The organism is Hydrotalea lipotrueae, from assembly GCF_019249625.1.
In the GTDB taxonomy this organism is placed as follows: Bacteria; Bacteroidota; Bacteroidia; order Chitinophagales; family Chitinophagaceae; genus Hydrotalea; species Hydrotalea flava.
Window position 1 is genome coordinate 73,226 of the sequence record NZ_JAESDL010000012.1, and the last position, 24,750, is coordinate 97,975.

Here is a 24,750-nt window from a genome sequence, read left to right on the forward strand (position 1 = left end):
TATGCATGAATCTTGGGCGTATTTACCAACATGCATTTAAAGGTATATCAAAGCAACTCAATGATTTTATTTAGGCAAAAGGTGTATCAATACTATGTGCAGGTTTAGAAAACCAGTGTGGCCCGTCTTCCGCTATATACGCACAATCTTCTAATCGCAAACCCATTTCGCCGGGTACAACAATGGTAGGCTCTACACTGAAACACATGCCCACCTGTATGGGTTGTTGATTACCATTTACCATATTGCCCCATTCGTGTCCATCCATGCCAATGCCATGTCCGGTTCTGTGCGGACAACCGGGTAATTGATATCCCGGCCCAAAACCGGCATCTATTAAAACTTTACGTGCAGCATGGTCTACCTTTTCGCATGGCTGCCCAATTTGTGCAGCCGCAAAACCTGCCGCCTGTGCTTTCTTCTCTAAATCCCAGATAGTACGTTGTCTTTGTGTGGGCGGTGCAGCAAATACAATGGTACGGGTAATATCAGATGTATAACCTTCAACTAAGCAACCACAGTCCATCAATAAAATATCCCCTTTCTTTAAATGCTGCGGTTGTATGCTGCCATGTGGCAAAGCAGAGGCGGGCCCAATTGTAACCAAAGCGCCATCTGAAGATGCACCCATTTTGCGCTGTGCCTGGCCAATAATGGCGGAAATATCATTGTTCGACATGCCTTCTTTAACATTGGCTGCTGCAAACTGTATGGCTGCAAGGGTAATGTCATTCGCTTTTTGAAGCAAGGCAATTTCTGCAGGTGATTTAATGAGCCGGCATGGAATGCTGATTGGGTCACCACTAATGAAGTTCATATTCGGTGCGGCTTTTCGTAGACCATCCAATATAAAAAACCGCAAACGTTCTTCCATGCCAATACTACCACCGGTAATGCCTTTCTGTTGCAATACCGCAACTATTTTTTCATAAGGGCTTTCATCTTCCTGCCATATATGTACACCCTGACCAATGGTAATTAATTCTTTCAATCGGTCTGCTTCAAAAGCAGGGCTCACATAAGTCACTTCCCCTTTTACAGGAATAATGGCTACCATGGTTCTTTCACTGGGCCACCAGCGTATTCCTGTAAAATAATTTAATGAGGTACCTGCATCTAAAATCAATGCCTGTATTTGGTTGCTTGCCATGAGTTGTTGTGCCTTGGCAATTCTTTGTTGTCTTTCGGCAACGGTAATGGGTTTTACATTTCCCGTCATATTGTGTAACTGACTCCAATCGGGGTCATTGTATTCAGTTTTTTTAGTAAAGGCAATAATGCCCGAAAAAAATGAAATGGAAGCAGCACTTCCGGCTGAGTATTTTAAAAATTTTCTGCGTTCTATGCTCATCTTGATGCGTTGAATAGTGAAGAAATTATTTTGCTATACACAACTTAAAGTTATTAAAACAGAACTGTCTTATGAATATAATGTATTGTATTTGTAAAAAACGGTTTGATTAAAAAATCAGAAAATTTTTTTGTACTTTGATACTGGTTAATCAATTAAAGTTATTTTGTCCCTTCTCCTCATAAAATACCCGCATAATATACCAGGCTTTCTTTTTATATCCCTTATCCGATAATAATCCTTTTCTGTTCCAGCCTTGCTGATACACGGGTTGTAGCCGACTGGGCGAACGAAAATCGGCCAATACCCAGGGTGTGGTGCCACATAAAAAGGGTATATTTTTAAACATAGCTACCTGATCTTTATACAATTGCTCCTGATATTCTTCACTCCAACTACTGGCGGTATCTTTTGAACCATGATGGCCATATAATGCTTCACCTCCAAATTCCGACATAATCAGAGGTTTATTGAATGGGTTTTTCCAAACCATGTTATTTGGTGGCGCAGGCCATGGTGTGTACCAGCCAATGTATTCATTTACACCTACTACATCTAATACTTTACTAAGGCTGTCATCAATGGTAACGGTATTGCCTTTGTAAGCAACATGATTGAAGGCTGAAGTAATGAGCCGGGTAGGGTCTAATGCTCTTGCATGTGCTGCCATTGCGGTTAAAGTGGTATCTCTGCTTTCAGAGGAGGTTGTTTCATTAGATAAGCTCCATAGTATAATGGCACTGCGGTTTTTATCGCGTTCTATCATTTCATCCAACAACCGGTTGGCTTTGGCTAATATAACAGGGTTACTAAATTGTATGCCCTGCCAAAGCGGAATCTCTTCCCATAACAATATGCCCATTTTGTCGGCCATCCGCACCATGTGTTCATTGTGCGGATAGTGGGTTAACCGTACAAAATTGCAACCCAGTTCCTTTGCCCAACCCAATAGCATGGCGGCATCTGTTTCAGAATAAGCCCTGCCGGCACGTTGTGGTATTTGTTCATGAATATTAATGCCGCGTAAAAATATCGGCTGTTCATTTAATACAATTTCGGTGCCTTTTACTGCAATAGTTCTAAAGCCAATGGCTTCTACAACAGTATCTGTGGCTGTAGCAATTTGAACAGTATATAAATGCGGATGTTCGGGGCTCCATAATGCAGGATGTGCTGCAATACTGATATTGGCCCTGCCTGCTGCATTGGTTTGGGTAGTGTAATGTATGTGTAAATCAGGAATATGAATGCTTACTTTTTGCAGGCCATTGCTTCCTGCAACCTGTACCCAGCCTGCTATATGGCTAGTATCATTTTTTTGCAATTGAATAAAATAATCCTGAATATAATTGCCCGGTGTAGTTACCAAATCTACATCACGGGTAATGCCGCCATAATTCCACCAATCGTAGTTCAATGCAGGAATGGCATCTGCCCTGCGTTGATTATTCACCCGAACAATTACCTCGTTTTCGCCCGCTTTTAACAAGTGCGTTACATCAAACTGAAAGGGGGTAAACCCACCTTCATGGCTACCGGCTTTTTGTCCGTTGCAATACATATCTGCTATATAATTGGCCCCGCCAAAACAAAGAAAACTGCGCTGGCCGGGCTGCGGTTGGTATTGAAAAGTTTTTTTATACCATACTGTTCCTTCATAATACACCAAATCGTTGCGTTGCGAATTCCAGTCGCCAGGCACCTGTAATGTAATGGTATTGTCAAATGCATATTCAAAAAAATCATGCGCACCGGTAGCATGCTGGTCTTTCCAAATGGGTTTCCAATTGCTTTCTCCTACATTAAACGGGTCTACAATAACCGCCCAGCTTCCGTTTAAGCTTTGGGTATTCCTTCCGGCCACATTCGCTACCAACCATTGTGCCTGAACTACTAAGGCTAACATCATGCCAAGAAAAAATAGCGTTAATTTTTTGAGTAGCATGTTTCTAAAATGGAATAACATGATAAAAAGTTGTGAGGTTTAAAAAATAGTGTATTCAATTGTTTTTGTGCAATCAGTGGGTCATCTACTATAGCAGCCTCAACTGTTTATTGCGCCGTTCATCAAACATTAAATGCTGCCCATCAGATAAATCAGTAATAAAATGCTCACTAAAAAAATACCAATGGTTAATATACTCACTAAGCGCGATGAGTGGCGATACTGCCCATTGATTAACTGCTTTTCTATTTTCTTGTAACGTACATACGACAACAATAATATCCCTGCGCCAACTGCTACCAGCACTATACCAATGATGCCTGAAGAGCTACCTGTTGGGGCAGGGGCTGATTTGCCCAAAATGAGTGAAATTTGTTTGACAAACAGGCTAAATTTTACTACTACAAAACCAAAAGCCATGATGCCAATACTGGTGCGTATCCAGGATAGAAACGTTCTTTCATTGGCCAGATGGTCGGATGTATTTGAGGTTGATGTGGTTGGTTGCATATGTTTTTATATTCAAAAAGTGCGATACTTTCTATGTCTGAATAAAAATGAAATGAAAACCTATGAAGTAGCCTTTCAATTTTTTTAGTTCGTATAACTAAAAAAACAAGCTTCAAGTTACAACAATCTATTCTTTGTTGCAGCACAAATTTGATATAGGGCTTGTTGGATGGCCGATAAAATAACTATGATTGAGTAGGGAATAAAAACTGCCATTTCTTAAATATTACAAAATAGTTGATGGATGGATAGTTTGACAAAAGTTGGGCTTCACCTATCTATCTCTATGAAAAAAATCTTCAAATACTATGATTAGCCACTTATTATTCGTGCCAATATAATATAGTTAGGTTTATTAGTGGCTTATGAGCAGCTAATCTCCGACTTATCAAAACATTTTTCCTTTATAATTATCCTTTTTTTATGGTAAGGCATTTTAAAAGTGTATGTTCGCGCTTATAAAACACATTATTTTAACCTTCATTTTCATCTATTTTGCCTTGTTTAATCGTTTAATGGCCAGATTGGAATGGGATAATTTCTTTTTTTGGGTACCAATATGTATTTTTATTTAGTTGTGGTTACCTTTTTTAACAGCAGTCTAATCCAATATAATTATGACCAATAACCAAAAGATTTGGCCGGTATTTTCATTTTATGCCAACAACTTTTTTTTATTCATGTATTATAGTATTATAGCCAATTTTGGTATGTTAATCAGCAAAACATACCTTCCATTGGTGGTAATTGATTTGCGTATGGGATGTTTTACTGCTGCCGGGGAAACAAAGTTTTCATTGGCTATTTTTACACATATTGAGTTTAAAAATGTTCTTTACCAGTAAAAAATGAAGTAGTCTAAAATATCCGTAGGATAGAACAATGAAAAGCATCCCGGATATTTTGGTTTAATTATTGAGTGGAAGGGTTGTACATATATTAATAAACGCAAAAAAAATGTTTCCAAACGAGGCAGAACAGTTATTACATTTTGGAACCTGGGAATTTAATCTGGTTACGCAAGCCATGGTTTGGTCAGATGGCATATATCGTATTTTAGGTTATGAGCCGGATGAATTTGAATTGAATTTTGATAAAGTAATGTCTTTGATTCATCCTGACGATAGGCAGGCATCACTGGAGCAAATCCAGGCTACTATTGCAAGCGGGCAACCTTATTCCATGCAAAAGCGCTTCATTCATAAAAACAATCAAATCATTATTGTCCTGTCTGTCGGTAAATTGGTATACGATGCAACCGGAAAAAACTTACAATTATGTGGCATTTTTCAGGATATTACCCAACAAATAAAAGAACTGGAACGCTTAAAATTATTAGAATCGGTTGTGGTACACACCAACGATGCAGTCATTATAACAGAAGCAGAACCTATAGATGCTCCCGGACCGAAAATCTTATATGTCAATGCTGCATTTACCCAAATGACGGGCTATACGGCAGATGAGGTATTGGGTAAATCACCCCGTATTTTGCAAGGCCCCAATACCGATAAAACAGAACTGGTAAAGTTAAAAAAGGCACTAAAAAGCTGGCAATCTTGCGAAATAACGGTATTGAACTATAAAAAAAACGGACAACCTTTTTGGTGTAATATGCAAATAAAGCCTATTGCCAATGCACAAGGCTGGTTTACCCAATGGATTGCAGTGGAGCGGGATGTTACTGAACAAAGAAAATTACAAACGCTGTTAGATGAATCGAATGAACTGGCCCAAATAGGTAGTTTTGAAATAGATGTAATAAATAATAAAGTTTACTGGTCGCCTATAACCAAACAAATTCGCGAAGTGCCCCCCGATTACGAACCCGATTTACAAACCGGCATAAGCTATTTTAACGGCGAAAAAAATCAATCTGTTATTGCGCAACGGGTATACAATTGTATTGAAAAAGGAACACCCTGGGATGAAGAATTGGAAATTATTACCCAGAAAGGCAACCCCAAATGGGTAAGAACCATTGGCCGTGGCGAGTTTCAGAATGGAAAGTGCGTTCGGGTGTATGGCAGTTTTCAGGATATTGATAAACGAAAACGAACAGAACAAGAATTGTTGAAATTGTATGAAGAAAGAAACACTATTTTAGAAAGTATTGGTGATGGTTTCTTTGCTGTGAATGCAAAGTGGGAAGTGCTTTATTGGAACAAAATGGCCGAAAAGTTGCTAAAAGTGCCTAAAACCCAAATAGTAGGTAAAAATTTATGGGATTTATTTTCCGATTATAAAGATTCACCTTCCTGGCACAATTATCATAAAGCATTTGCTGAACAACAATCTGTTCATTTTGAAGATTTTCATTACGGATTACAGAAGTGGTTTGATATTAGTGTTTATCCAACTTCAAAAGGGCTCTCGGTTTATTTTAGAGATATTACCCAATCTAAAATAGCACAACAGGCTATTGCTTTAAGCAATGAACGTTACGATTTACTTTCCAAAGCTACCAACGATTGTATATGGGATTGGGATTTGGAAAAAAATATAGTGGTACGCCCCGGTAAAATATTAGAGCAATTATTGGGCTATGAACCCCTCTCACCGGAGGAGGTAGACCCATTTTGGGCATTGCATGTGCATCCCGAAGATTGGAAGCGGATAAGTGACGAACGTGCTGCATTGTATCAAAACCCTAATGAAAACTTTTGGGAAGATGAATACCGTTTCAAAAAGCCCGACGGGCAATATGCTATCATATATGACAGGGGCTTTATCATCAGAAATAAAGAAGGGAAAGCCATTCGTATCATTGGGGCATCTCGCGATATAACCCGCGAAAAAGAACATACCAATGAAATTAAACGCATACAACATAATTTAGATGCACTCATCAATGCTACTAATGATTTTATCTGGTCGGTTGATGTAAACTTAAAATTGATTGCTGCCAATAATACCTATAGCCGCTTTATTGAAGGCATGGAAGGATTTGCACCTAAAGAAGGCGATGACGTTATCCGGTCATCTTTTAGTGATGCCATGAAACAAAAATGGGAATTACTGTACCGGCGTGCCTTAAAAGGTGAAGCATTTAGTTTTGAAGAATCAGTAACTCACCCAATTACAGGTAATCTGATTTATACTTTGGTATCATTAACCCCTATAAAAAAAGCCAATGGCGAAATAACTGGCATAGCTTGTTATGCCAAAGATATATCAGAAGTGAAAAAAGCCGGCATACAATTAGAATTGTTGAATGAAGATTTGAAAAAACAGGCTGTTGCTTTAGCCGCATCCAATGCTGAATTAGAACAGTTTGCCTATGTAGCGTCACACGATTTGCAGGAACCTTTAAGAATGGTTACCAGCTTTTTAACCCATTTAGAAAAAAAATATGCCAAACAATTAGATGAACAGGCTAAAATATACATTCACTTTGCAGTAGATGGTGCCAGGCGTATGCGGCAAATTATTTTAGATTTATTGGAATACTCACGTGTTGGGCGGATGAAACAAAAAGCAGAATCAATTTCAGTAAAATCATTGATAGATGAAATTAAACTATTGTACCGAGAGCAAATTGAACAGAAACAGGCGATGATTCTGTACAGCCATTTACCGGTATTGTTTCAGCCAAAAGCACCCATGAGGCAGGTATTTTTAAACCTCATTCAGAATGCACTAAAATACAGTAAAGAATCTGTTCCGCCGGTTATCCGTATACATGCTACCAATATGGATAGGTTCTGGCAATTTAGTATACAGGATAACGGAATAGGCATTGATGCAAATTATTTTGATCAAATATTCATCATCTTCCAACGTTTGCATAACCGCGATGAATATGATGGCAGTGGTATGGGTTTGGCCATCACCAAAAAAATTATTGAAAATATGGGGGGATCTATTTGGTTAACATCAAAACCTGGAGAAGGTAGTATTTTTTATTTTACCATTCCTAAATCGGCTTTGCAGTCAAATGATAATTAGAAAATGTGTTTGGTAGGTTAACAGTTTTTGAATAATGAAATAACAACCTTACCAATGGCAAGGGTATTGATGAACAAAACCTGAACACATGAAACCCATCAACATCTTATTGTTAGAAGACAATGAAGGCGATAATGTGTTAACGATGGAAGCTCTTCGGGAAGGTAAAATCAGTAATACTATTTCGGTGTTGCGTGATGGTGAGCCGGCCATTCATTTTTTTGAATACGGATTACTAGAAGACTTTCCTGATTTAATTTTATTAGATATTAACCTGCCCAAAAAAACGGGCATCAGGTATTAAAATTCATTAAAAATACAGAACGTACCAAACAAATACTCGTAATTATGCTCACCACATCTGCTTTAGAAGCAGATATTAAAAGCACATACCGCAAATATGCCAATTGTTATATTATAAAACCCATTGAAATAGCAGATTTTATGGCTGCTGTATTGAAAATAAAAGATTTCTGGATTAATTTGGTGCAATTGCCTGCGCAGATGGGTTAAGCAATGCTGTTTCATAACAGCACAAACGGGAAATAGGGTACTGTTTTTTTCTAAAAAAAGGGAATGATGTAATTTGTAGTGGTTAAAATAGCATAAATGTTTTGGTTATTACCACTCCAATTTTTTTATAGGCCATTCATAAGCAATATACAATGGATAAAAAAAATACGAAGCCTTTAACCGATTTAACTGCTCGAGAAAAATTATTGTTGGCACAAACCGAGGAATTGGCCAAAACCGGAAGTTGGGAATTAAATCTGGTTACCAATGTTTTGTATTGGAGCGATGGTGTATTTAAAATATTAGAATATGAACCACAGGCATTTGAAGTAACATTTGATAAAGGGATAGAAATGATTCATCCCGATGATCGGCAAGATGCCTTACATGCCATACAGGAAGCTATTGAAAACAGTAATCCCTATCAAATCGAAAAGCGATTTGTTACTAAAAATGGTCATATAAAATACATACGTTCTACAGGAAGAATATTATTCGATGAAAAGACTACCCCTATAAAAATGGTGGGTGTGTTTCAAGATATAACTGCCACTGTGTTGGCAGAAAATATATTGAAGGAAACCAATGAACGGTTGGAGATGGTTTTGCAGGCGGGCTACGAAAGTGTTTGGGATTACAACCCGTTAACCCATGCAATGTATTTAAGCGAAGATTTTGCTAGGAACTTTGGATTGCCTAATCAGGAAACAGTAAGTAATAATGATTACTTCAATTCATTGTATCATCCTGAGGAGCGAGAGGAAATTTTTAGCGATTTCAGGCAGAAAGTATTTCATACCAACGAAACCAACTGGCTCAAAGAATTTCGTTTTAAAAAAGCAAATGGAGAATATGCCTTTGTTCGCGACAGGGCAATCATTAAAAGAAATGAAGCCGGTGTGGCCATCAGAGTAGTAGGCGCTATTCAGGATATGACAGTGGAGCATTATTACCGTGAATTGGATAGAATTGAAAAAGAAGCAATGACGCTCAGTTTTCGGGAAGATATAACGGTGCCGGATTTGCTTTCAAAGTTTTTATTGCAGTTGGAATCTGTTTTTCCTAACCTCAAAGCATCTGTATTAAGGGTATTAGATGGCAAGCTATTCAATATGGCTTCGCCTTCTTTGCCGGAGGCCTATATTGCCACCATCAATGGCATGGCCATTGGCGATGAATCGGGCGTACACACAAATGCCGCTACTGCTCAAAACAAAACAACTGCTACTCACCAGCTTACTGAGGCGCACTGGGCAAATTTTACCGGTTTGGCACAGCAATTCGGTTTGGGCTCTTGTTGGGCGCAGCCGGTATTAAATGCCAAAGGGAAACCTATTGCAAACTTATTGGTATATTTTGATAGTAATAAGGGAGTAACGAATATTGAAGCACAAGCCATTAGCAGGGCACAACGCCTAATCAGTGTATTGCTGGTAAAGTTTGAATATCTGGAACATATTCAAAAAACGAATGAACGTTATGAGTTAATGAATAAAGCCACCAACGATGCTATGTACGATTGGGATGTTCAAAATGATGTGTTTTATTGGGGCGATAGTTTTTACCGCATTTTTGGGCATTCGAAAAAAGAACAATCTTTCCGGCTGATTGACTGGGCTATCCTGATGCATCCTTATGATGCAGAAATTCACCAGGTCGGTTGGGAAGGGTTTTTAAAAGATCCAAATCAGGATCGCTGGCAAAAAGAATTTCGCTTTAGGCGTGCTGATGGCTCTTATGCTTTTGTAGAAGAAAATGGCTATCTGGTTCGTAATAGTCAGGGCCATCCCGTTAGAATGATTGGCGTTTTACGTGATATTTCTGAATCTAAAACAACTGTTATACAACAACAGGTGCAACAGCAGGTGGCACAGTTCTTTAAAATGCACTTAAGCTTGCAAGAGCAAATGCGCCAGGTATTGCGATACCTGGCAGAATTTGGCAGTTTTAAAACTGCAGAAATTTGGTTGCTCAATTATAATCAGGCTTTTTTGCAACTAACAGCAAGTTTTCCAGCCGATGAGCAGTCAGCTTTATTTTATACGCATGCAAGTGGCAAAAAAGCATTCAAAAGAGGAGAAGGAATTCCGGGTTTGGTTTGGGAATCAGGACAATGGCAGTTGCTAGATAATATAGATGAAAATGAGTCTTTTGTTCGCAGAGAAGCAGCCAAACGAGTCGGACTGAAATCGGCTCTGGCACTGCCCTTATTTGATTTTGATCAATTGGTTGGGGTACTCTTGTTTACCAGTAACGTCAATATTAAGCAACAAGATATTAAGCTAAAACTATATAAGCCATTAAGCCATTTTTTGGGAGCAGAAATAGTGCGCAGGCAACAGGAAGAACAACTGGAATTGTTTTTTGAAACGGCAACCGATATTTTGGCCATTGTGGCACCTAATGGCTATTTTGCAAAGGTAAATCCGGCATTTTGTGCTTTATTGGGTTATACAGAAGAAGAACTAACTACCCAGCCATTTTCAGAATTTATACACCCAGATGATTTGAAAGCAACCCAACAGGACTTTTCAGAAACCATTTTGGGTAATCAAAAATCTAATAATTTCATCAACCGCTTCCGAACCAAATCGGGAAACTATCGTTGGATTTCCTGGAACTCATCACAACCCTTTGGAGAGGATGGTCTGGTGTTTGCGTATGGCCGCGATATTACCGAAATGCAGCATCTGGAAGAATTATTGCAGTTGGCAACACAATTATCTAAAGTGGGGGCATGGGAGTTGGATCCCATACATCACAAACTGCAATGGTCTGAAATAACCAAAACCATTCATGAAGTACCGCCCGATTATCAGCCCGAGCTGGAAACAGCCATTGGTTTTTATCGTGCAGCGTATCAGGCTGTTGTCAGGGAAAAAATCAGTGAAACAATGGCTAACGGTGTACCATTTGATATACAAGCACCCATTATAACAGCCAAAGGAAATGAGCGTTGGGTGCGTGTTATTGGACAGGCAGAAATGTACAATGGCCAATGTATCCGTATGTATGGCAGTATACAGGATATTCATGACAGAAAAATGATTGAATTGCGCCTTAAAAATATTTCTGATAATGTACCCGGTGTTATTTTTCAATATCATTTAAAACCCGATGGAACAGATCAGTTGTTATATGTAAGTGAGGGTGCACATCGTATCTGGCGTGTTGCACCTGAGGAGTGTATGGCAGATATCCAAACCATTTGGAAAGGCATTATAGCCGGCGGAGATATTGAGGCAGTAAAACAATCTATTATACAATCAGCTACCCATTTAACCCCCTGGCATGCCACCTGGCGGTATGTGTTAAATGATGGAAGCCTGCGTTATCATGAAGGTTTTGGGAATCCACAAAAACTAACCGATGGTTCTATTGTGTGGGATTCAATTATTATGGATATTACTGAAAAACACAATCTGCAGGAACTTGCAAAGCGAACCTCACGAATGGCGCGAATAGGCAGTTGGGAGTTGGATTTGATAAACGATACTAACGATAGCATGTTTTGGTCGGAAATTACCCGGGAAATATTTGAAGTGCCGGATAACTATAAGCCATCTGCTTCAAAATGTATTCAATTCTTTAAAGGGGATAGCAGAATGAAATTAGAACAGGTAGTGCAGCAACTCATACAACATGCAACAGAGTTTGATGAGGAATTTTTTATTACTACTTATACAAACAAGTCAAGATGGGTACGTTGTATTGGCCGTTCAGAATGGACTATGGGAAAATGCGTTAAAATTTTTGGCAGTATTCAGGATATTCATGCCCAAAAAACGGCAGAACAATTGCTGCAACAGCACGTGCATGAATTAGCCATTAGTAATCGGGAACTGGAGCAGTTTGCCTATGTAGCTTCACACGATTTACAGGAGCCGTTACGTATGGTTACCAGTTTTTTAGGTTTTTTGGAACAAAAATATAAAGACCGGTTAGATGATCAGGCAAAACAATACATTGGCTTTGCAGTAAATGGCGCCAAAAGAATGCGGCAATTAATATTAGATGTACTGGAACTTTCAAGAGTAGGAAAAAGTAGGGCAAAAAAAGAGAAAATTGATATGAATGCGCTGATGGAAGAAGTGTGTATAATGCAAAGAGTACAAATTGAAGAAACCAGTGCTATAATAAAAATTCATGCTTTGCCGGAATTGAACAATTACCGCAACAGTTTGTTACAGGTGTTTAATAATCTGCTGAACAATGCAATAAAATATCGAAAAAAAGATATTATTCCAGTTATTGATATTACTGCAACCCAAGAAAAAAACGGTTGGCTATTTGCTGTTACTGATAATGGAATTGGCATAGAGCAGGAATATTTAGAACAAATATTTGCTATTTTTCAAAGGCTGCATACGCACGAAAATTATTCTGGCACAGGAATTGGGTTGGCCATTGTAAAAAAAATAGTAGAACATTTAGGAGGAAAAATATGGGCCACATCTACCCCCGGTATCGGCAGTACTTTCTATTGCTGGCTGCCGGAAGCGGAAAGTTTATCTGATTCAATATTTTAATTGCCCATTCGTATCTTACACTTAATCAGTAAATTCAATGATAGAATTGTTGGAATGAATCCTTTATAAAAGAACCGGTAAACTATATTCATCCTGGTTAACAATACAAAATAAATATAAAGTATGATATATCCTGATGTTATATATTCCATATATTTACCTTACATAAATTCAGCCCAATGAAAAATTTGCATTTGTTGTTGGTAGAAGATAATGAAGGAGATGTATTGTTAACCACCGAAGCCTTGCGTTCGGGTAAAGTAATCAATCAGATTAGTGTTGCCAAAGATGGCAAAGCGGCGATTGATTTTTTAACCCGCGAAGAGGCACTGTTCAACAATAATTTGCCCGATTTAATATTGCTGGATATCAACCTGCCAAAAAAAAGCGGGCACCAGGTATTGCAATTCATTAAAAATACCGATTACTTAAAACAAATACCGGTTATTATGCTTACTACCTCTTCATCTGATACAGATGTGGAATTGGCCTACAAAAACTATGTAAATTGCTATATTACCAAGCCCGTCGAAGTGCAGGAATTTATGAATGCAGTACGTGAAATTGAAAATTTTTGGATGAATATTGTAACGCTCCCGGAATAAATAAGAAGAAACCTATGCAGAAGCACACAAAATCAGTTACATTATTGGTGATAGAAGATAATTCCGGCGATTATTTATTGCTGGATGAATACTTACGGGAGCGCTTTGACGAAGTAACGGTTACAAGAGCTATTACCTGTAAAGAAGCTTCGGCTTTATTACAACAACAACATGTATTTCAGGTGGTGTTGCTCGATTTATCATTGCCCGATAAAACTGGTGAAGCATTGGTAAAAGAAATCATGGCCATAGCCGGGGATACACCAGTTATTGTTTTAACCGGATATGCCGATATAGAATTCAGTATTACATCCCTTTCATTTGGTATTGCCGATTATTTATTGAAAGATGACTTACAAGCCGATGTTATTTACAAAAGCATTGTTTATGCTATTGAACGTAAAAAAGTATTAAGCCTTTTACAGGAATCTGAAAAAAAATACAGTAATCTGTTTCAGTTAAGTCCGCAACCCATGTGGGTATATCAACCCAACACGCTTGAAATATTAGAAGTGAACAATGCAGCCGAAGTTGTTTATGGATATAGCAGAGATAATTTTTTGAAACTGCATATACCCGATATTTTTTTGGGGAATGAATTTGCAAAATTTGCTTCGGCTAATATACCGAATGCATCTCTGGAAAATAAATTGGATGCTCCAGTGGTAATTAGTCACCGTAAAAAAAATGGAGAAATCATACTGGTGAATATCCTTACTTCCGGTATTGAATATAATGGTATCAACTGCGCATTAATGGTAGCACACGATGTAACAGAACAAACCTTACTCAAACGCTCCTTAGAAGAAGCTTATGCCAATATTGTTTCGGTAGAAGAACAGGAAAGGGAACGTTTTGCCGCTGATATACACGACGGAGTAACACAAAATTTAATTGCATTAAAAGTCTATTTTTCTTTCCTGAAAAAAAGCATGGAAAAAGAAAATAATGTAATTACAGAAAATATTGTAGACTTATTAGAAAAATCTATTCGTGATTGTAAAGACATTGTGAGCAATATAAGGCCAAAGGAGTTAATTGATAAAGGATTATTTGCCGGATTAACAACACTTGTGCAAAATGTGGCCGAGGCCAGCGCTATTCATATTGATACGCATGTTGATTTGTCGTTAGAACATTATTTTGATTTTAATGCATAATTAAATATTTACCGGATTATACAGGAGTGTATCAACAATCTGTTAAAGCATGCACAGGCAACTGCAGCCGTACTATCTATAACCCGTGAAGACACACACATGAAAATTGTTTTTTCCGATAACGGAAAAGGCATTGCTGAAGAAGTATTAACCCGGCAAAGTAGTTTTCTTTCCATGAAAAGAAGAACGGCTGTTTTAAATGGCCGGTTTCAGGTACAGAACAATAAAAATACGGGGGCGCAGTTTACTTTTCTTTTTCCTTTAAAAAATATACCCCATTCTTCGCGTTCATTTTAATGAATATGGGTATTAAAAAAATACACTAATGAAATGGGTTCTTGTTTTGTATGCATCATTCATTCATTATATGGAATAATTCTTTTTTCTAAATAAGGCTGCAACTGAGACCAACATCCAGGTAGCTTCTAAAATAATAAAGGGCAGATAATGAATCAAAATACTGGCTAAGCAGGAAAGGCCTGCACCTATGATATTCATCCACAAATACAAAAGGCTGTCTTTGCCAATGGTATTGCGCAATTGTAGTAAATAGGCTATCAGCAGTATGAAAACACCGGTAAAGCCAATCCAATCGTTCAAATTAAAACTTGCCATGCGCGTTATTTTGTTGATATTATCCATTCTACCTCACCAAAACTAAAACTATTGGTAAAGGTATTGCCGGTGAGTAAATTACCTGATTGATCAACACCCTGAATAGTGGTGGTAAAAACGGCATTGTTTTTTTTTAGTTTTACCATCGCTCCTTTTTTATACAGGTAGTTGTTGTATTGTTGCAATATTTCAGTAAAGGCGCCTGCTTGTAATAATCGATAATAATGGTTCAGATATTTGCACAATTCTTTTGCTAATTCCAAACAATTCAACCTTTTACCGGTAATCTGTTGTAAAGAAACGGGGTTGGGCAACCAATCTGGAAAATGGATTTGATTGATGTTTAAACCAATGCCCACCACTGCCCATTGCCAGCTGCCACTTCCGGAAATGATATTTTCAATTAAAATACCACCTGCCTTCCTGTCATTCCAGTAAATGTCATTTGGCCATTTTATGACAGTTTCATTTGCTGTATAATTGTTAAAAAAACTTTGTACAGCCAATGCCATTGCCGCACTAAAAACAAATTGTTGGTGCAATGGCAGAAATTCGGTTTGTACAATAACCGATAAAATCAGGTTGCTATTGGGTTCGGTTATCCAGGCTTTGCCCCGCTGGCCTTTGCCTGCAGTTTGTTCCTGCGCAAAAACAGCGGTACCATGCTCCGCCAAATTGGTCTTAATAAGGCCAAGGGCATAGTTATTGGTACTGTCAACCGTGCTGAGTTCAATCCAGCGTTGTCCAATGGCGGATATATTGCTGTTAGATGACAAAAGATTGTTACTTTTGACACAAAGATATAAACAGGCAGATGAAGCCTTTTAAAACAGTTTTTTTACAACAGTTTTCGATGGATTCGTAAATAGGTTGAACTGTTTTAGTTGTTCAGCTGTTTTGTATATATTCAACAAATAAACCTTTATTTCATAACTAAAATTTACCTGATTATTGGCACCTCTTTCAGCAATCAATAACCGCAAAACAAACAAAGTTTCCCGGCTTAACAGAAACTCAAAAATTTTTAAAACCATTATTGGGGCTATTCAGGAAAAGAAGGGCGTACATATTACCAGTTTAGACCTGCGTAATATACCCGAAGCAGTTGCAGATTTTTTTGTAATATGTGAAGCTACCAGTACCACACAGGTAAATGCAATAGCCGATTTTGTTACTTTTCAGGTAAAAGAAGTATGTAACGAATTGCCTTACAGGCAGGAAGGAACCCAACAGGCACATTGGATATTGGTGGATTATGTGAGTATAGTGGTGCACATTATGCAACCTGATGCCAGAAAATTTTACCAGTTGGAAGAAATGTGGAGCGATGCGGAAGCAACGGCTCACAGCGAAGTTTAACCCTAATATTTTTATAGAGAAACACTTAAAATTGAAGCGCAATTTATATGGCACAAGAAGATAATAAACCCAAATTCCCATTTACAGATAAAGGGGGTGATGGTAGTTCGAATAAAAAAACACCCAAATTCAATATTTATTGGATTTATTTAATTGTTTTCGCTGTATTAATCGGCTCTACTTTTTGGGGCAGGTTTACGCCTGAATCAGCTAAAATCAGCCAGCAGGATATGGAACAAAATATGCTGGCCAAAGGTGATATAGAAAAATTAGACCTGGTACGTAATAAAGAATTGGTGAGGGTATACATTAAACCCGATAGCCTGAGCAAACCATTTTATACCGAAAAGTTTAAGCGAAAACTGAATCCCGCCGACTTCAAAAATGTTCCGGTATTTGAATTTAAAGTAACCGACTGGAAAGTGTTTAACGACCAGATGGACCAATTCTATAAAACCCATCCGGAAGTACAACAAGTGCCCACCTACCCAACAGATGATGCCGACTGGTTTGGCGGTCCTATTTTCAGTACCCTCATTTCAATGGCATTGGTAATTGGAGTATGGATTTTATTTATGCGTAAAATGGGTGGCGGCGCTGGTGGTGGCGGTGGCGCCGGCGGTATTTTCAGCATTGGAAAATCAAAAGCCACTTTGTTCGATAAAGGTGCCAAAGTAAATATCAACTTTGGTGATGTAGCCGGGTTGGATGAGGCCAAAGTAGAAGTAATGGAAATTGTTGATTTCCTTAAAAATCCAAAAAAGTATACAGCGCTGGGCGGTAAAATTCCAAAAGGGGCTTTGTTGATTGGCCCTCCGGGTACAGGTAAAACCTTATTGGCAAAAGCAATGGCCGGTGAAGCACAGGTGCCCTTCTTTAGCCTAAGTGGTAGCGATTTTGTAGAAATGTTTGTAGGCGTTGGTGCCAGCCGTGTTCGCGATTTGTTTAAACAAGCCCGCGAAAAAGCTCCCTGTATTATTTTTATTGATGAAATAGATGCCATTGGCCGTGCCAGAGGCAGGAATGCAATTATGAGTAATGATGAACGCGAAAACACACTGAACCAGCTATTGGTTGAAATGGATGGTTTTGGGGGCGATTCTGGTATCATTATTTTGGCAGCTACCAACCGGCCCGATGTATTAGACAGCGCTTTACTGCGTCCGGGTAGGTTCGATAGGCAAATTACCATCGATAAGCCCGATTTAAAAGGCCGTGAAGCCATATTTAAAGTACACTTAGCACCCATTAAAGTATCTGAAACATTAGACATTTATAAATTAGCCGAGCAAACCCCGGGATTTGCAGGCGCCGATATTGCCAATGTTTGTAACGAAGCCGCATTGATTGCTGCCCGTAAAAACAAAACAGCAGTTGAAATGATTGATTTTCAAGATGCTATTGACAGGGTAATTGGTGGTTTGGAAAAGAAAAACAAAATCATTGCTCCGCATGAAAAAGAAATCATTGCCTACCATGAAGCAGGCCATGCTATTTGCGGTTGGTTTTTAGAATATGCTTACCCGTTATTAAAAGTTACCATTGTTCCCAGGGGCACTGCTGCATTGGGCTATGCACAATACACCCCCAAAGAGCAGTATTTGTACAACACCGACCAGCTAATGGATCAAATTTGTATGACACTGGGTGGCCGTGCATCTGAGCAAATTTTCTTTGGTAAAATTTCTACCGGTGCCTCCAACGATTTGCAACAAGTAACCCGTATTGCCTATAGCATGGTTACTGTTTATGGTATGAACGATAAAATTGGAAATGTTAGTTTCTACGACCCCTCACAGGAAAATACATTTACCAAGCCTTATAGTGAGGAAACCGGTAAAATGATTGATGAGGCAGTGCGAAAAATTATTGAAGAGGCTTATCAAAAAACCATTCAGTTACTTACCGAGAAGAAAGCAGAAGTAGAAAAATTAGCCAAAGCATTGTTAGATAAAGAAGTATTGCACAAGAGCGATGTGGAAGAACTAATTGGCAAACGGCCTTTTGAAGAAAAAAAGATATTGGATAACCCAATTGAACCTGATCCTATTGGCGGGGTGCCTCCTACCAATATACCAGCCGTAAGCAGTGATGGTATTGCAGGTAATCAGGAAGCAGAACAAAAAGAAGTATAATGATGCCAATTTCTTCCGCAAAAGAAAATATGCTTAAAAAAATAAGGCAGGCACTGGTACAACCGGTGCCTGTTCCCTTTCCGCATACTGAAGGCAGCGACCCTTCGTTTTCAACGCCAAATGAAGATCTGGAATTATTGTTTGCTGAAAATTTTTCACAGTTAACAGGTAGGTTTTCTTTTTGTGCCAACCTTCAGGAACTGGTAACACAATTACAAACCTTAGTTAATGCCCGCCAATGGCCCGCTTTGTATTGTAGAGAAGATGCATGGAGTGAAATATTGCAGCAACATGGGTTTACCCATTTGCAACAAAATAATTTAGCGAACTGCCCGGCTGGTATTACCGGCTGCGAATTTTTAGTAGCTCGAACCGGAAGTATTGTGCTGAGTAGTGCACAGCAAAGTGGTAGAACGGTAAGTGTGTATACGCCGGTACATATTTGTGTTGCCTACACGCACCAATTGGTGTTTGATGTAAAAGATGGATTGCAATTATTGAACAACAAATACAACGGCAATTGGCCATCGTTAGTTAGTTTTGCAACCGGCCCCAGCCGTACTGCTGATATTGAAAAAACATTAGTGGTAGGCGTACATGGTCCCAAAGAAGTGTTTTGTTTTTTGGTAGATGCCGGTTAAACATCCATTTTTTATTATCACAAACAGCATGAACGATTTCCCCAATAAAAAAATATTTTTTCTCTCCGACTTTCATTTAGGTGCACCGGATTATAACAGCAGCTTAATTAGAGAGAAGAAAATTGTTGCTTTTTTAAACAGCATACAAGCGCAAGCCGCACAAATTTTTATTATGGGTGATATTTTTGATTTTTGGTATGAATACAAAACAGTAGTACCCAAAGGCTATACCCGTTTATTGGGAAAACTGGCCGAATTAACCGATGCCGATATTCCGGTACATGTATTTGTGGGGAATCATGATATGTGGATGAAAGATTATTTTCAAAAAGAACTGAACATTCCTGTGTATTTTGAACCGAAGGTGTATGAGTGGAATGGCAAAAGCTTTTATATTGGTCATGGCGATGGCTTAGGCCCCGGCGATTATGGCTATAAATTCATCAAAAAAATTTTTCGTAATCGCTTGTGTCAGTGGTTGTTTGGGCAGTTGCATCCCACCTGGGGTATTGGCTTAGCCAATTATTTAAGCAGAAAAAGCCGCGCCAAAACAGGCAGTAGTGAGGATCATTTTTTGGGTGAAGAAAGCGAATGGCTCATTGTATATGCCAAAGAACTGTTGACAGAGCGGCATTACGATTATTTTATTTTTGGCCATCGGCATTTTCCTATTGATTATGCCTTAAACGAAAACAGCCGTTACATTAACCTCGGCGATTGGATACAATATTCTACCTATGCTGTTTTTGATGGGGCAACTGTTGCTTTGAAAAAATGGGAGTAATAGTTGAACAAAATACTTTTTTTGTTCTCCCAATTAATTATGTCATTATTTTTTTACTCACCTCCTTAACACAGCTCTAAGCTCTAATTCAACAGGCTTTTGGTAGTATTGGTTGTTTTGCGTTATGTTGCTATGTAATATTAATTTGACCTGTTATTGGGTTTGTAGTAGGTGGTGTATAGTACGACTGACTGTAGGCTTCCCCTTTTTAGTACAGTTCAAGAGTAGAATATTTTATCATTTTACTACTCAGTTTAAATCATTCGGTTGGGTGTAGTGAAGTGGAGGCATGCTAATACTAACATCCCAACCTCCATTATGCACTGGTTTTGTGGCACTTAAATTTGAAATATTGGAAATATCTCCCCAAAGAGCACATACTTAAAGATGTGCAACTTAGGCTTTAATAATATGCACTTTTAGACATCAGGAATAATTTACTCCATTTTTCCTTTTCTTTTTTATATATATATGTCCATTGCTCTGAACCTTCAGGTTTTACAACAGATCTATACGAAAATACACATAATGAATAATTGCATGAATTAAGATACTTGCCTTAAATTTCTGACTTGCAGCAGTGTCAAATTGGTACAATTGAATATAAGTTGTAATCTTCAAAATTTTGTTAACTGCTTTCCATTTTTTTAAATCCTTTATAATAATGTTTGTTTAGTTCTTAATCCACACCCAGTGTTTATTTCTTTTTTCAAGAATGTAAAGGTTTGTTATTGTATTTCGGGTTTCTTCATCATTGTAAACTGCACTAATTTGAATGGCACAATATTTGTTATTGAAAAAAATGGGTATATAAAAAATCCAGGATAGACCAGGATAAAACCAGTTTTTACCATTAAAAACATACTCGCTTTCTTTTATAAAATGTACATTTTTAATTTTATTTTTAAGCACAAAATAAGAGGTTGATGACCAACTGCCATATTTAGATTTAATATCTGTTTGCAAAACCTCACCTTTATAATGCAAAAATTTTTTTATTGAATCTATAACAATGGCCATATCTACATTTTTAATAAAACTGGGAAAAGCAGCAATATTATTTAAGTACATAAATGGTTTAAACAAGGTATCTCGAATATATTTTCTATTAGAATCGGTAATAATACCTGGCTTAGTAAAATTTTGAATTATTTTTTCTCCATGAAGCAAATTTTTACTTAAAAATCGTTCGATTTCAATATTATGTGATGAATCTATTTGACTAATAGCGGCTATTGGAAATACAATAGCAATAATGAATAAAATTTTTACATTTTGAGTATATTGTGTTAACATAAAATAAATATTTTATTTAATTGCATTTAGTGCCGGCTGAACCGCTTTGTAATGGTTGAATAAAAAAGCCAATATTTCTTGTGCTAGCCGGATCTGTATTAAAACCATAGCTCTCCAAAATATTATTAAAATCTTGGAAATTTTGGAGATCACCAAAACCGGCAATACAAAGCGCCCTTGCTTGATCTAATGTTATATTTTTATAAAAATCAAGCAATGATAAGGACATTTTTTCGATATAATTTTTTAACATTTCAGGGTGTTGTTGCATGTTTCCGCTTAAAGTTGTGTTAACATCTAAATAGGTATGAATAATTTCATGAATTAACAAACTTGCAATATATTCCTGAGAAGCATCATGTAATAAATTAGGATTAACATATACAATTTCATCTAAAATCCTATTTGAAAGTGTTCCTGGTTGTGTCCAGGCCTCTTTTTCTCTAGTTGTATTTTCTTGAAAGTATATATTCAATTTGTCGTTAACATTAAAAATATTTTGCAATATATCTGTAACGGTATTTTTGAAGGTACTAGTTATTAAGTTGTTTGCAACAGTATTTAAACATGGGTCTTTTAACTCGTTTTTAATATCAGCTAATAACATGGGTGGCGGTGGGGTAGTGATACTGCCTCTTCCACCTCCCCCACTATGTACCGGCGTTGTAGCCCCTAAACCTGAACTGCCGGAAGAATTACTTCCATTATCAATATACATAGCATTGGTTTGGCACTGCGTGCCTATTGCAATGCCTATACCTCCGTATGAATCTGCTGGATAAGTATAACTATAAGTCCAACAATCGGTAAAAACTGCCACATACATTTCTACATGCCTAAGGCTCATGGTAGCAGCATTCCTATTCTGGGTTTCTTGTGGTGCACCCCTATTTACAATATGCTTCCAATTAGATTCAATGGCATTGAAAATTCCATATAAAGTTGATTGTGTAAATGCAGTGGCTTTGATATCGCCATGTTTTGCCAGATAGTTTTGTGGAGTAGCTTTATCAATTAATCTAAAAAATGTATAATCCCTGTTCCTTTCAGAACCAAATAACAATGCCGTTACTTTATTTTTCGAATTAATAATGGGAGTAGCCAATGTAAAGGTTCCGTTTTTATCTTTTAATACTACGCTCAAATCCCAAAACGCTTTTCCATACTTGTTTTCAATTACAGCAATAATACCGGTTCTATTATCATCATCTTTAAAGTGGAGAATGGTTCTGTTCAGTAAATCTTCATCAGCTAAGCTTCCATTTATCAAACTATATACCTGCTTTAATGAATCGATTCTTTCAAAAAAAGTATTCTTTTGTTCGTATAACTTATCATTAGTTTGTTTGGTACAGGTTGTAAATAAAATGCAGACAGCAATGATGAACAGCCTTATTTTATTAACTTCAGCATCAACACCGCATTTATTCCATCGTTTTTTAAAAATAGTGCGGGGGGGGGTAAATATTTTTTCATAAGTAAATATTTTGTTATGCTAATATAGCTTAAATATGTATTATAAACAAAATATAAATAGAAAATTTTTGCTTGTGGTTGTTTTGGATTGAATATGTATTTTAAAATTTTGGTTTATTGATATTTACACTTGCTATATTTACTTTCCCTCTTTTCAGTAGATTTACAGCAATTATAAAAGGCTATGGAGCAATTTCTGAAACAAGTTTTTTTGGGTAATAGCATACGCAGTTATATGGTAGTGCTGGCTACTATTATACTGGCTTTTATTGTAAAACGGTTTATTTCTAAATACTTAGCCAAAATTATTTATCGCATTTTTACTAAAAAGGGCAAAATCAATCATCGCGATGCATTTATCAGTCTCATTTTACCGCCTTTAGAATTGTTTTTGTTGTTGTTTATTGCTTTTACTGCCTTTGATGCATTAAATTTTCCGAAAGAGTTTGATTTTCACATTTATAAAGTTACTTTTTTTGAAGCGATTGACAGCCTTTCCAATGCTGCACTTATTATTGTGTTTATCTGGCTCTGCCTGCGTATTATTGATTTTATTACATTGGTAATGGCCGATAAAGCAGCCACATCAAAAGAATCTGCAGACCGGCAGGTTTTATTGTTTTTTAAAGATTTTTTGAAAGTACTGTTGGTGTTGGCGGGTGTTTTAATGGTGTTGAAATTTTCCTTTCAACGCGATGTAAGCGGGTTACTTACCGGCTTAAGTCTGGTAGGTGCAGCTGTAGCTTTTGCTACCAAAGAAAGCATTGAAAATTTAATTGCTTCCTTTATTATTTTTTTCGATAAACCTTTTAGGGTGGGCGATTTTGTAAAAGTGCAAAGTTTTGCCGGTACGGTCGAAAAAATAGGGTTACGCAGCACCAAAATACGCTCGGCTGCTAAAACATTGCTCACCATTCCCAATAAGCAAATGGTAGATAGTGTGGTAGATAATGTTACATTAACCACGCAGCGTATGGCCGAATTGCGCATGGAGTTGGGCTTAACCACAACCCCAACACAGATGAATGATTTGCTGAATGCCATCAGAACTTACCTGCAGCAAAATAATCAGGTAGCCAGCAGTATGGTGAATTTGGTAGATGCGGGCAAAAAAGCACATATTATTAGTGCATTGTATTATGTAAAAATGCCACAGGAGTACAGCGATTTTTTATTGCTGTGCGAAAGTGTAAATTTATTTGCCATACAAAAAGTGCAGGAATTGGGCATTGATTTGGCGGCAGCCAACACAGAGGTGCATGTTAAAAACATAAGCAGTACACCACAGAACTAGCTGTTTAGGTTGGTTTGTATTTCTAATAAAAACTGCCGCATTTTTTCTAATAACTGCACTAATTCAAACTGTTCTGTAGCCTTGTTTTTATTGGCTTTTAAGTATTGTTTGGCCCCTTCAATACTTAGTTTTTTATCGCGCAGCAAATAATAAATCAGGGCAATGTTTTTAATGTCTTCATACCGAAAAAGCCTGTCGCCCTTTCTGGTTTTGCGAGGTTTTAAAATATCAAATTCATTTTCCCAATAACGTATTAATGAAGTGGTTACATTAAACCATTTGGCCACATCGCCTATAGGATGATACAATTTTTGCTGCAAAGTGGCATCGTCGGGCAATTCTATGGCTTCGGCTGCTGTTAGTAAAACTTTATATGATTTTCTTCCACGTTTATTTTTAGTAGTAGCCTCTACTAACGGTATCTCATTGTTGTTGGATTCAGAGGCGGTAGCTTCCGGCGTATCGGGCGAAAAAACTTGTTTGGCTTTTATTTTTACCTGAATTTTATCGTTGGCAAAAATTACCCTGCCTTTGCTGGTTGCATCGGGAACGGGGTTACCAAATAAATCTAACTGCTGTAAAGCCATGC

21 protein-coding genes are annotated in these 24,750 nt (G+C 37.6%); 13 read left to right on the plus strand and 8 right to left on the minus strand.

Annotated elements, in window-relative coordinates:
* Window positions 1-70: 70 nt before the first annotated feature.
* The 3 genes from JK139_RS08690 to JK139_RS08700 form a co-directional block, all read right to left on the minus strand.
* A complete protein-coding gene (locus tag JK139_RS08690) occupies window positions 71-1,351 on the minus strand; it encodes a M24 family metallopeptidase (protein ID WP_218331089.1) in 1,281 nt (426 codons plus the stop codon).
* 151 nt (window positions 1,352-1,502) lie between these two features.
* The gene (locus tag JK139_RS08695) at window positions 1,503-3,260 is read right to left on the minus strand and encodes a glycoside hydrolase family 2 protein (RefSeq protein WP_218331090.1); all 1,758 of its coding nucleotides are present in this window, start codon (window positions 3,258-3,260) and stop codon (window positions 1,503-1,505) included.
* A gap of 165 nt (window positions 3,261-3,425) precedes the next feature.
* Window positions 3,426-3,806, minus strand: a complete 381-nt coding sequence (locus JK139_RS08700; protein ID WP_074420806.1) for a YidH family protein — start codon at window positions 3,804-3,806, stop codon at window positions 3,426-3,428.
* A gap of 680 nt (window positions 3,807-4,486) precedes the next feature.
* Between JK139_RS08700 and JK139_RS08705 the strand changes: the two genes are divergently transcribed.
* From JK139_RS08705 to JK139_RS08740, 8 genes are all read left to right on the plus strand, one after another.
* Window positions 4,487-4,651, plus strand: coding sequence for a hypothetical protein (locus JK139_RS08705; RefSeq protein ID WP_218331091.1), 165 nt, complete (start codon window positions 4,487-4,489; stop codon window positions 4,649-4,651).
* A 112-nt stretch (window positions 4,652-4,763) separates the two neighbouring features.
* Window positions 4,764-7,754 (plus strand): PAS domain S-box protein, encoded by a 2,991-nt coding sequence (locus JK139_RS08710; protein WP_218331092.1) that lies wholly within the window; start codon window positions 4,764-4,766, stop codon window positions 7,752-7,754.
* A gap of 88 nt (window positions 7,755-7,842) precedes the next feature.
* Window positions 7,843-8,058, plus strand: coding sequence for a response regulator (locus JK139_RS08715; protein WP_218331093.1), 216 nt, complete (start codon window positions 7,843-7,845; stop codon window positions 8,056-8,058).
* Between the two features lie 44 nt (window positions 8,059-8,102).
* Window positions 8,103-8,267 carry a response regulator gene (locus JK139_RS08720; RefSeq protein ID WP_218331094.1) on the plus strand — a complete coding sequence of 55 codons (165 nt, stop codon included), beginning with the start codon at window positions 8,103-8,105 and terminating at the stop codon, window positions 8,265-8,267.
* A gap of 152 nt (window positions 8,268-8,419) precedes the next feature.
* Complete coding sequence (locus JK139_RS08725) at window positions 8,420-12,796, plus strand: PAS domain-containing protein (RefSeq protein ID WP_218331095.1); 4,377 nt, start codon at window positions 8,420-8,422, stop codon at window positions 12,794-12,796.
* A 179-nt stretch (window positions 12,797-12,975) separates the two neighbouring features.
* The gene (locus JK139_RS08730; RefSeq protein WP_074419084.1) at window positions 12,976-13,401 is read left to right on the plus strand and encodes a response regulator; all 426 of its coding nucleotides are present in this window, start codon (window positions 12,976-12,978) and stop codon (window positions 13,399-13,401) included.
* 14 nt (window positions 13,402-13,415) lie between these two features.
* A complete protein-coding gene (locus JK139_RS08735; RefSeq protein ID WP_218331096.1) occupies window positions 13,416-14,561 on the plus strand; it encodes a hybrid sensor histidine kinase/response regulator in 1,146 nt (381 codons plus the stop codon).
* A gap of 18 nt (window positions 14,562-14,579) precedes the next feature.
* Window positions 14,580-14,858 (plus strand): sensor histidine kinase, encoded by a 279-nt coding sequence (locus JK139_RS08740; RefSeq protein WP_317196301.1) that lies wholly within the window; start codon window positions 14,580-14,582, stop codon window positions 14,856-14,858.
* 66 nt (window positions 14,859-14,924) lie between these two features.
* Here JK139_RS08740 and JK139_RS08745 read toward each other — a convergent pair whose 3' ends face one another.
* Both JK139_RS08745 and JK139_RS08750 read right to left on the minus strand, forming a co-directional pair.
* Window positions 14,925-15,176 carry a CBU_0592 family membrane protein gene (locus JK139_RS08745; RefSeq protein WP_218331097.1) on the minus strand — a complete coding sequence of 84 codons (252 nt, stop codon included), beginning with the start codon at window positions 15,174-15,176 and terminating at the stop codon, window positions 14,925-14,927.
* Between the two features lie 5 nt (window positions 15,177-15,181).
* Window positions 15,182-15,952: a biotin--[acetyl-CoA-carboxylase] ligase gene (locus JK139_RS08750; RefSeq protein WP_228733179.1), complete on the minus strand. Its 771-nt coding sequence runs from the start codon at window positions 15,950-15,952 to the stop codon at window positions 15,182-15,184.
* A 175-nt stretch (window positions 15,953-16,127) separates the two neighbouring features.
* Between JK139_RS08750 and rsfS the strand changes: the two genes are divergently transcribed.
* From rsfS to JK139_RS08770, 4 genes are read left to right on the plus strand one after another with little or no spacing between them, the layout of a single operon-like run.
* Window positions 16,128-16,535 carry a ribosome silencing factor gene (gene rsfS / locus JK139_RS08755; protein WP_218331098.1) on the plus strand — a complete coding sequence of 136 codons (408 nt, stop codon included), beginning with the start codon at window positions 16,128-16,130 and terminating at the stop codon, window positions 16,533-16,535.
* Between the two features lie 47 nt (window positions 16,536-16,582).
* Window positions 16,583-18,670: an ATP-dependent zinc metalloprotease FtsH gene (gene ftsH / locus JK139_RS08760; protein ID WP_074419080.1), complete on the plus strand. Its 2,088-nt coding sequence runs from the start codon at window positions 16,583-16,585 to the stop codon at window positions 18,668-18,670.
* Window positions 18,670-19,311, plus strand: a complete 642-nt coding sequence (locus JK139_RS08765; RefSeq protein ID WP_228733180.1) for a LutC/YkgG family protein — start codon at window positions 18,670-18,672, stop codon at window positions 19,309-19,311. Before ftsH ends, JK139_RS08765 begins: the two co-directional genes overlap by 1 nt.
* 28 nt (window positions 19,312-19,339) lie before the next feature.
* Window positions 19,340-20,095, plus strand: coding sequence for a UDP-2,3-diacylglucosamine diphosphatase (locus JK139_RS08770; RefSeq protein WP_074419090.1), 756 nt, complete (start codon window positions 19,340-19,342; stop codon window positions 20,093-20,095).
* A gap of 672 nt (window positions 20,096-20,767) precedes the next feature.
* On the opposite strand, the gene JK139_RS08775 is transcribed toward JK139_RS08770, so the two are convergent.
* Together JK139_RS08775 and JK139_RS08780 are read right to left on the minus strand one after the other, a co-directional pair.
* The gene (locus tag JK139_RS08775; RefSeq protein ID WP_218331099.1) at window positions 20,768-21,391 is read right to left on the minus strand and encodes a hypothetical protein; all 624 of its coding nucleotides are present in this window, start codon (window positions 21,389-21,391) and stop codon (window positions 20,768-20,770) included.
* Between the two features lie 16 nt (window positions 21,392-21,407).
* Window positions 21,408-22,661, minus strand: a complete 1,254-nt coding sequence (locus tag JK139_RS08780; protein WP_218331100.1) for a hypothetical protein — start codon at window positions 22,659-22,661, stop codon at window positions 21,408-21,410.
* 390 nt (window positions 22,662-23,051) lie between these two features.
* Here JK139_RS08780 and JK139_RS08785 point away from each other — a divergent pair, with 390 nt between their 5' ends.
* A complete protein-coding gene (locus JK139_RS08785; RefSeq protein ID WP_218331101.1) occupies window positions 23,052-24,161 on the plus strand; it encodes a mechanosensitive ion channel family protein in 1,110 nt (369 codons plus the stop codon).
* Here JK139_RS08785 and JK139_RS08790 read toward each other — a convergent pair.
* Window positions 24,158-24,748 carry a MerR family transcriptional regulator gene (locus JK139_RS08790; protein WP_081298630.1) on the minus strand — a complete coding sequence of 197 codons (591 nt, stop codon included), beginning with the start codon at window positions 24,746-24,748 and terminating at the stop codon, window positions 24,158-24,160. The genes JK139_RS08785 and JK139_RS08790 overlap by 4 nt on opposite strands.
* Between the last annotated feature and the right edge of the window lie 2 nt (window positions 24,749-24,750).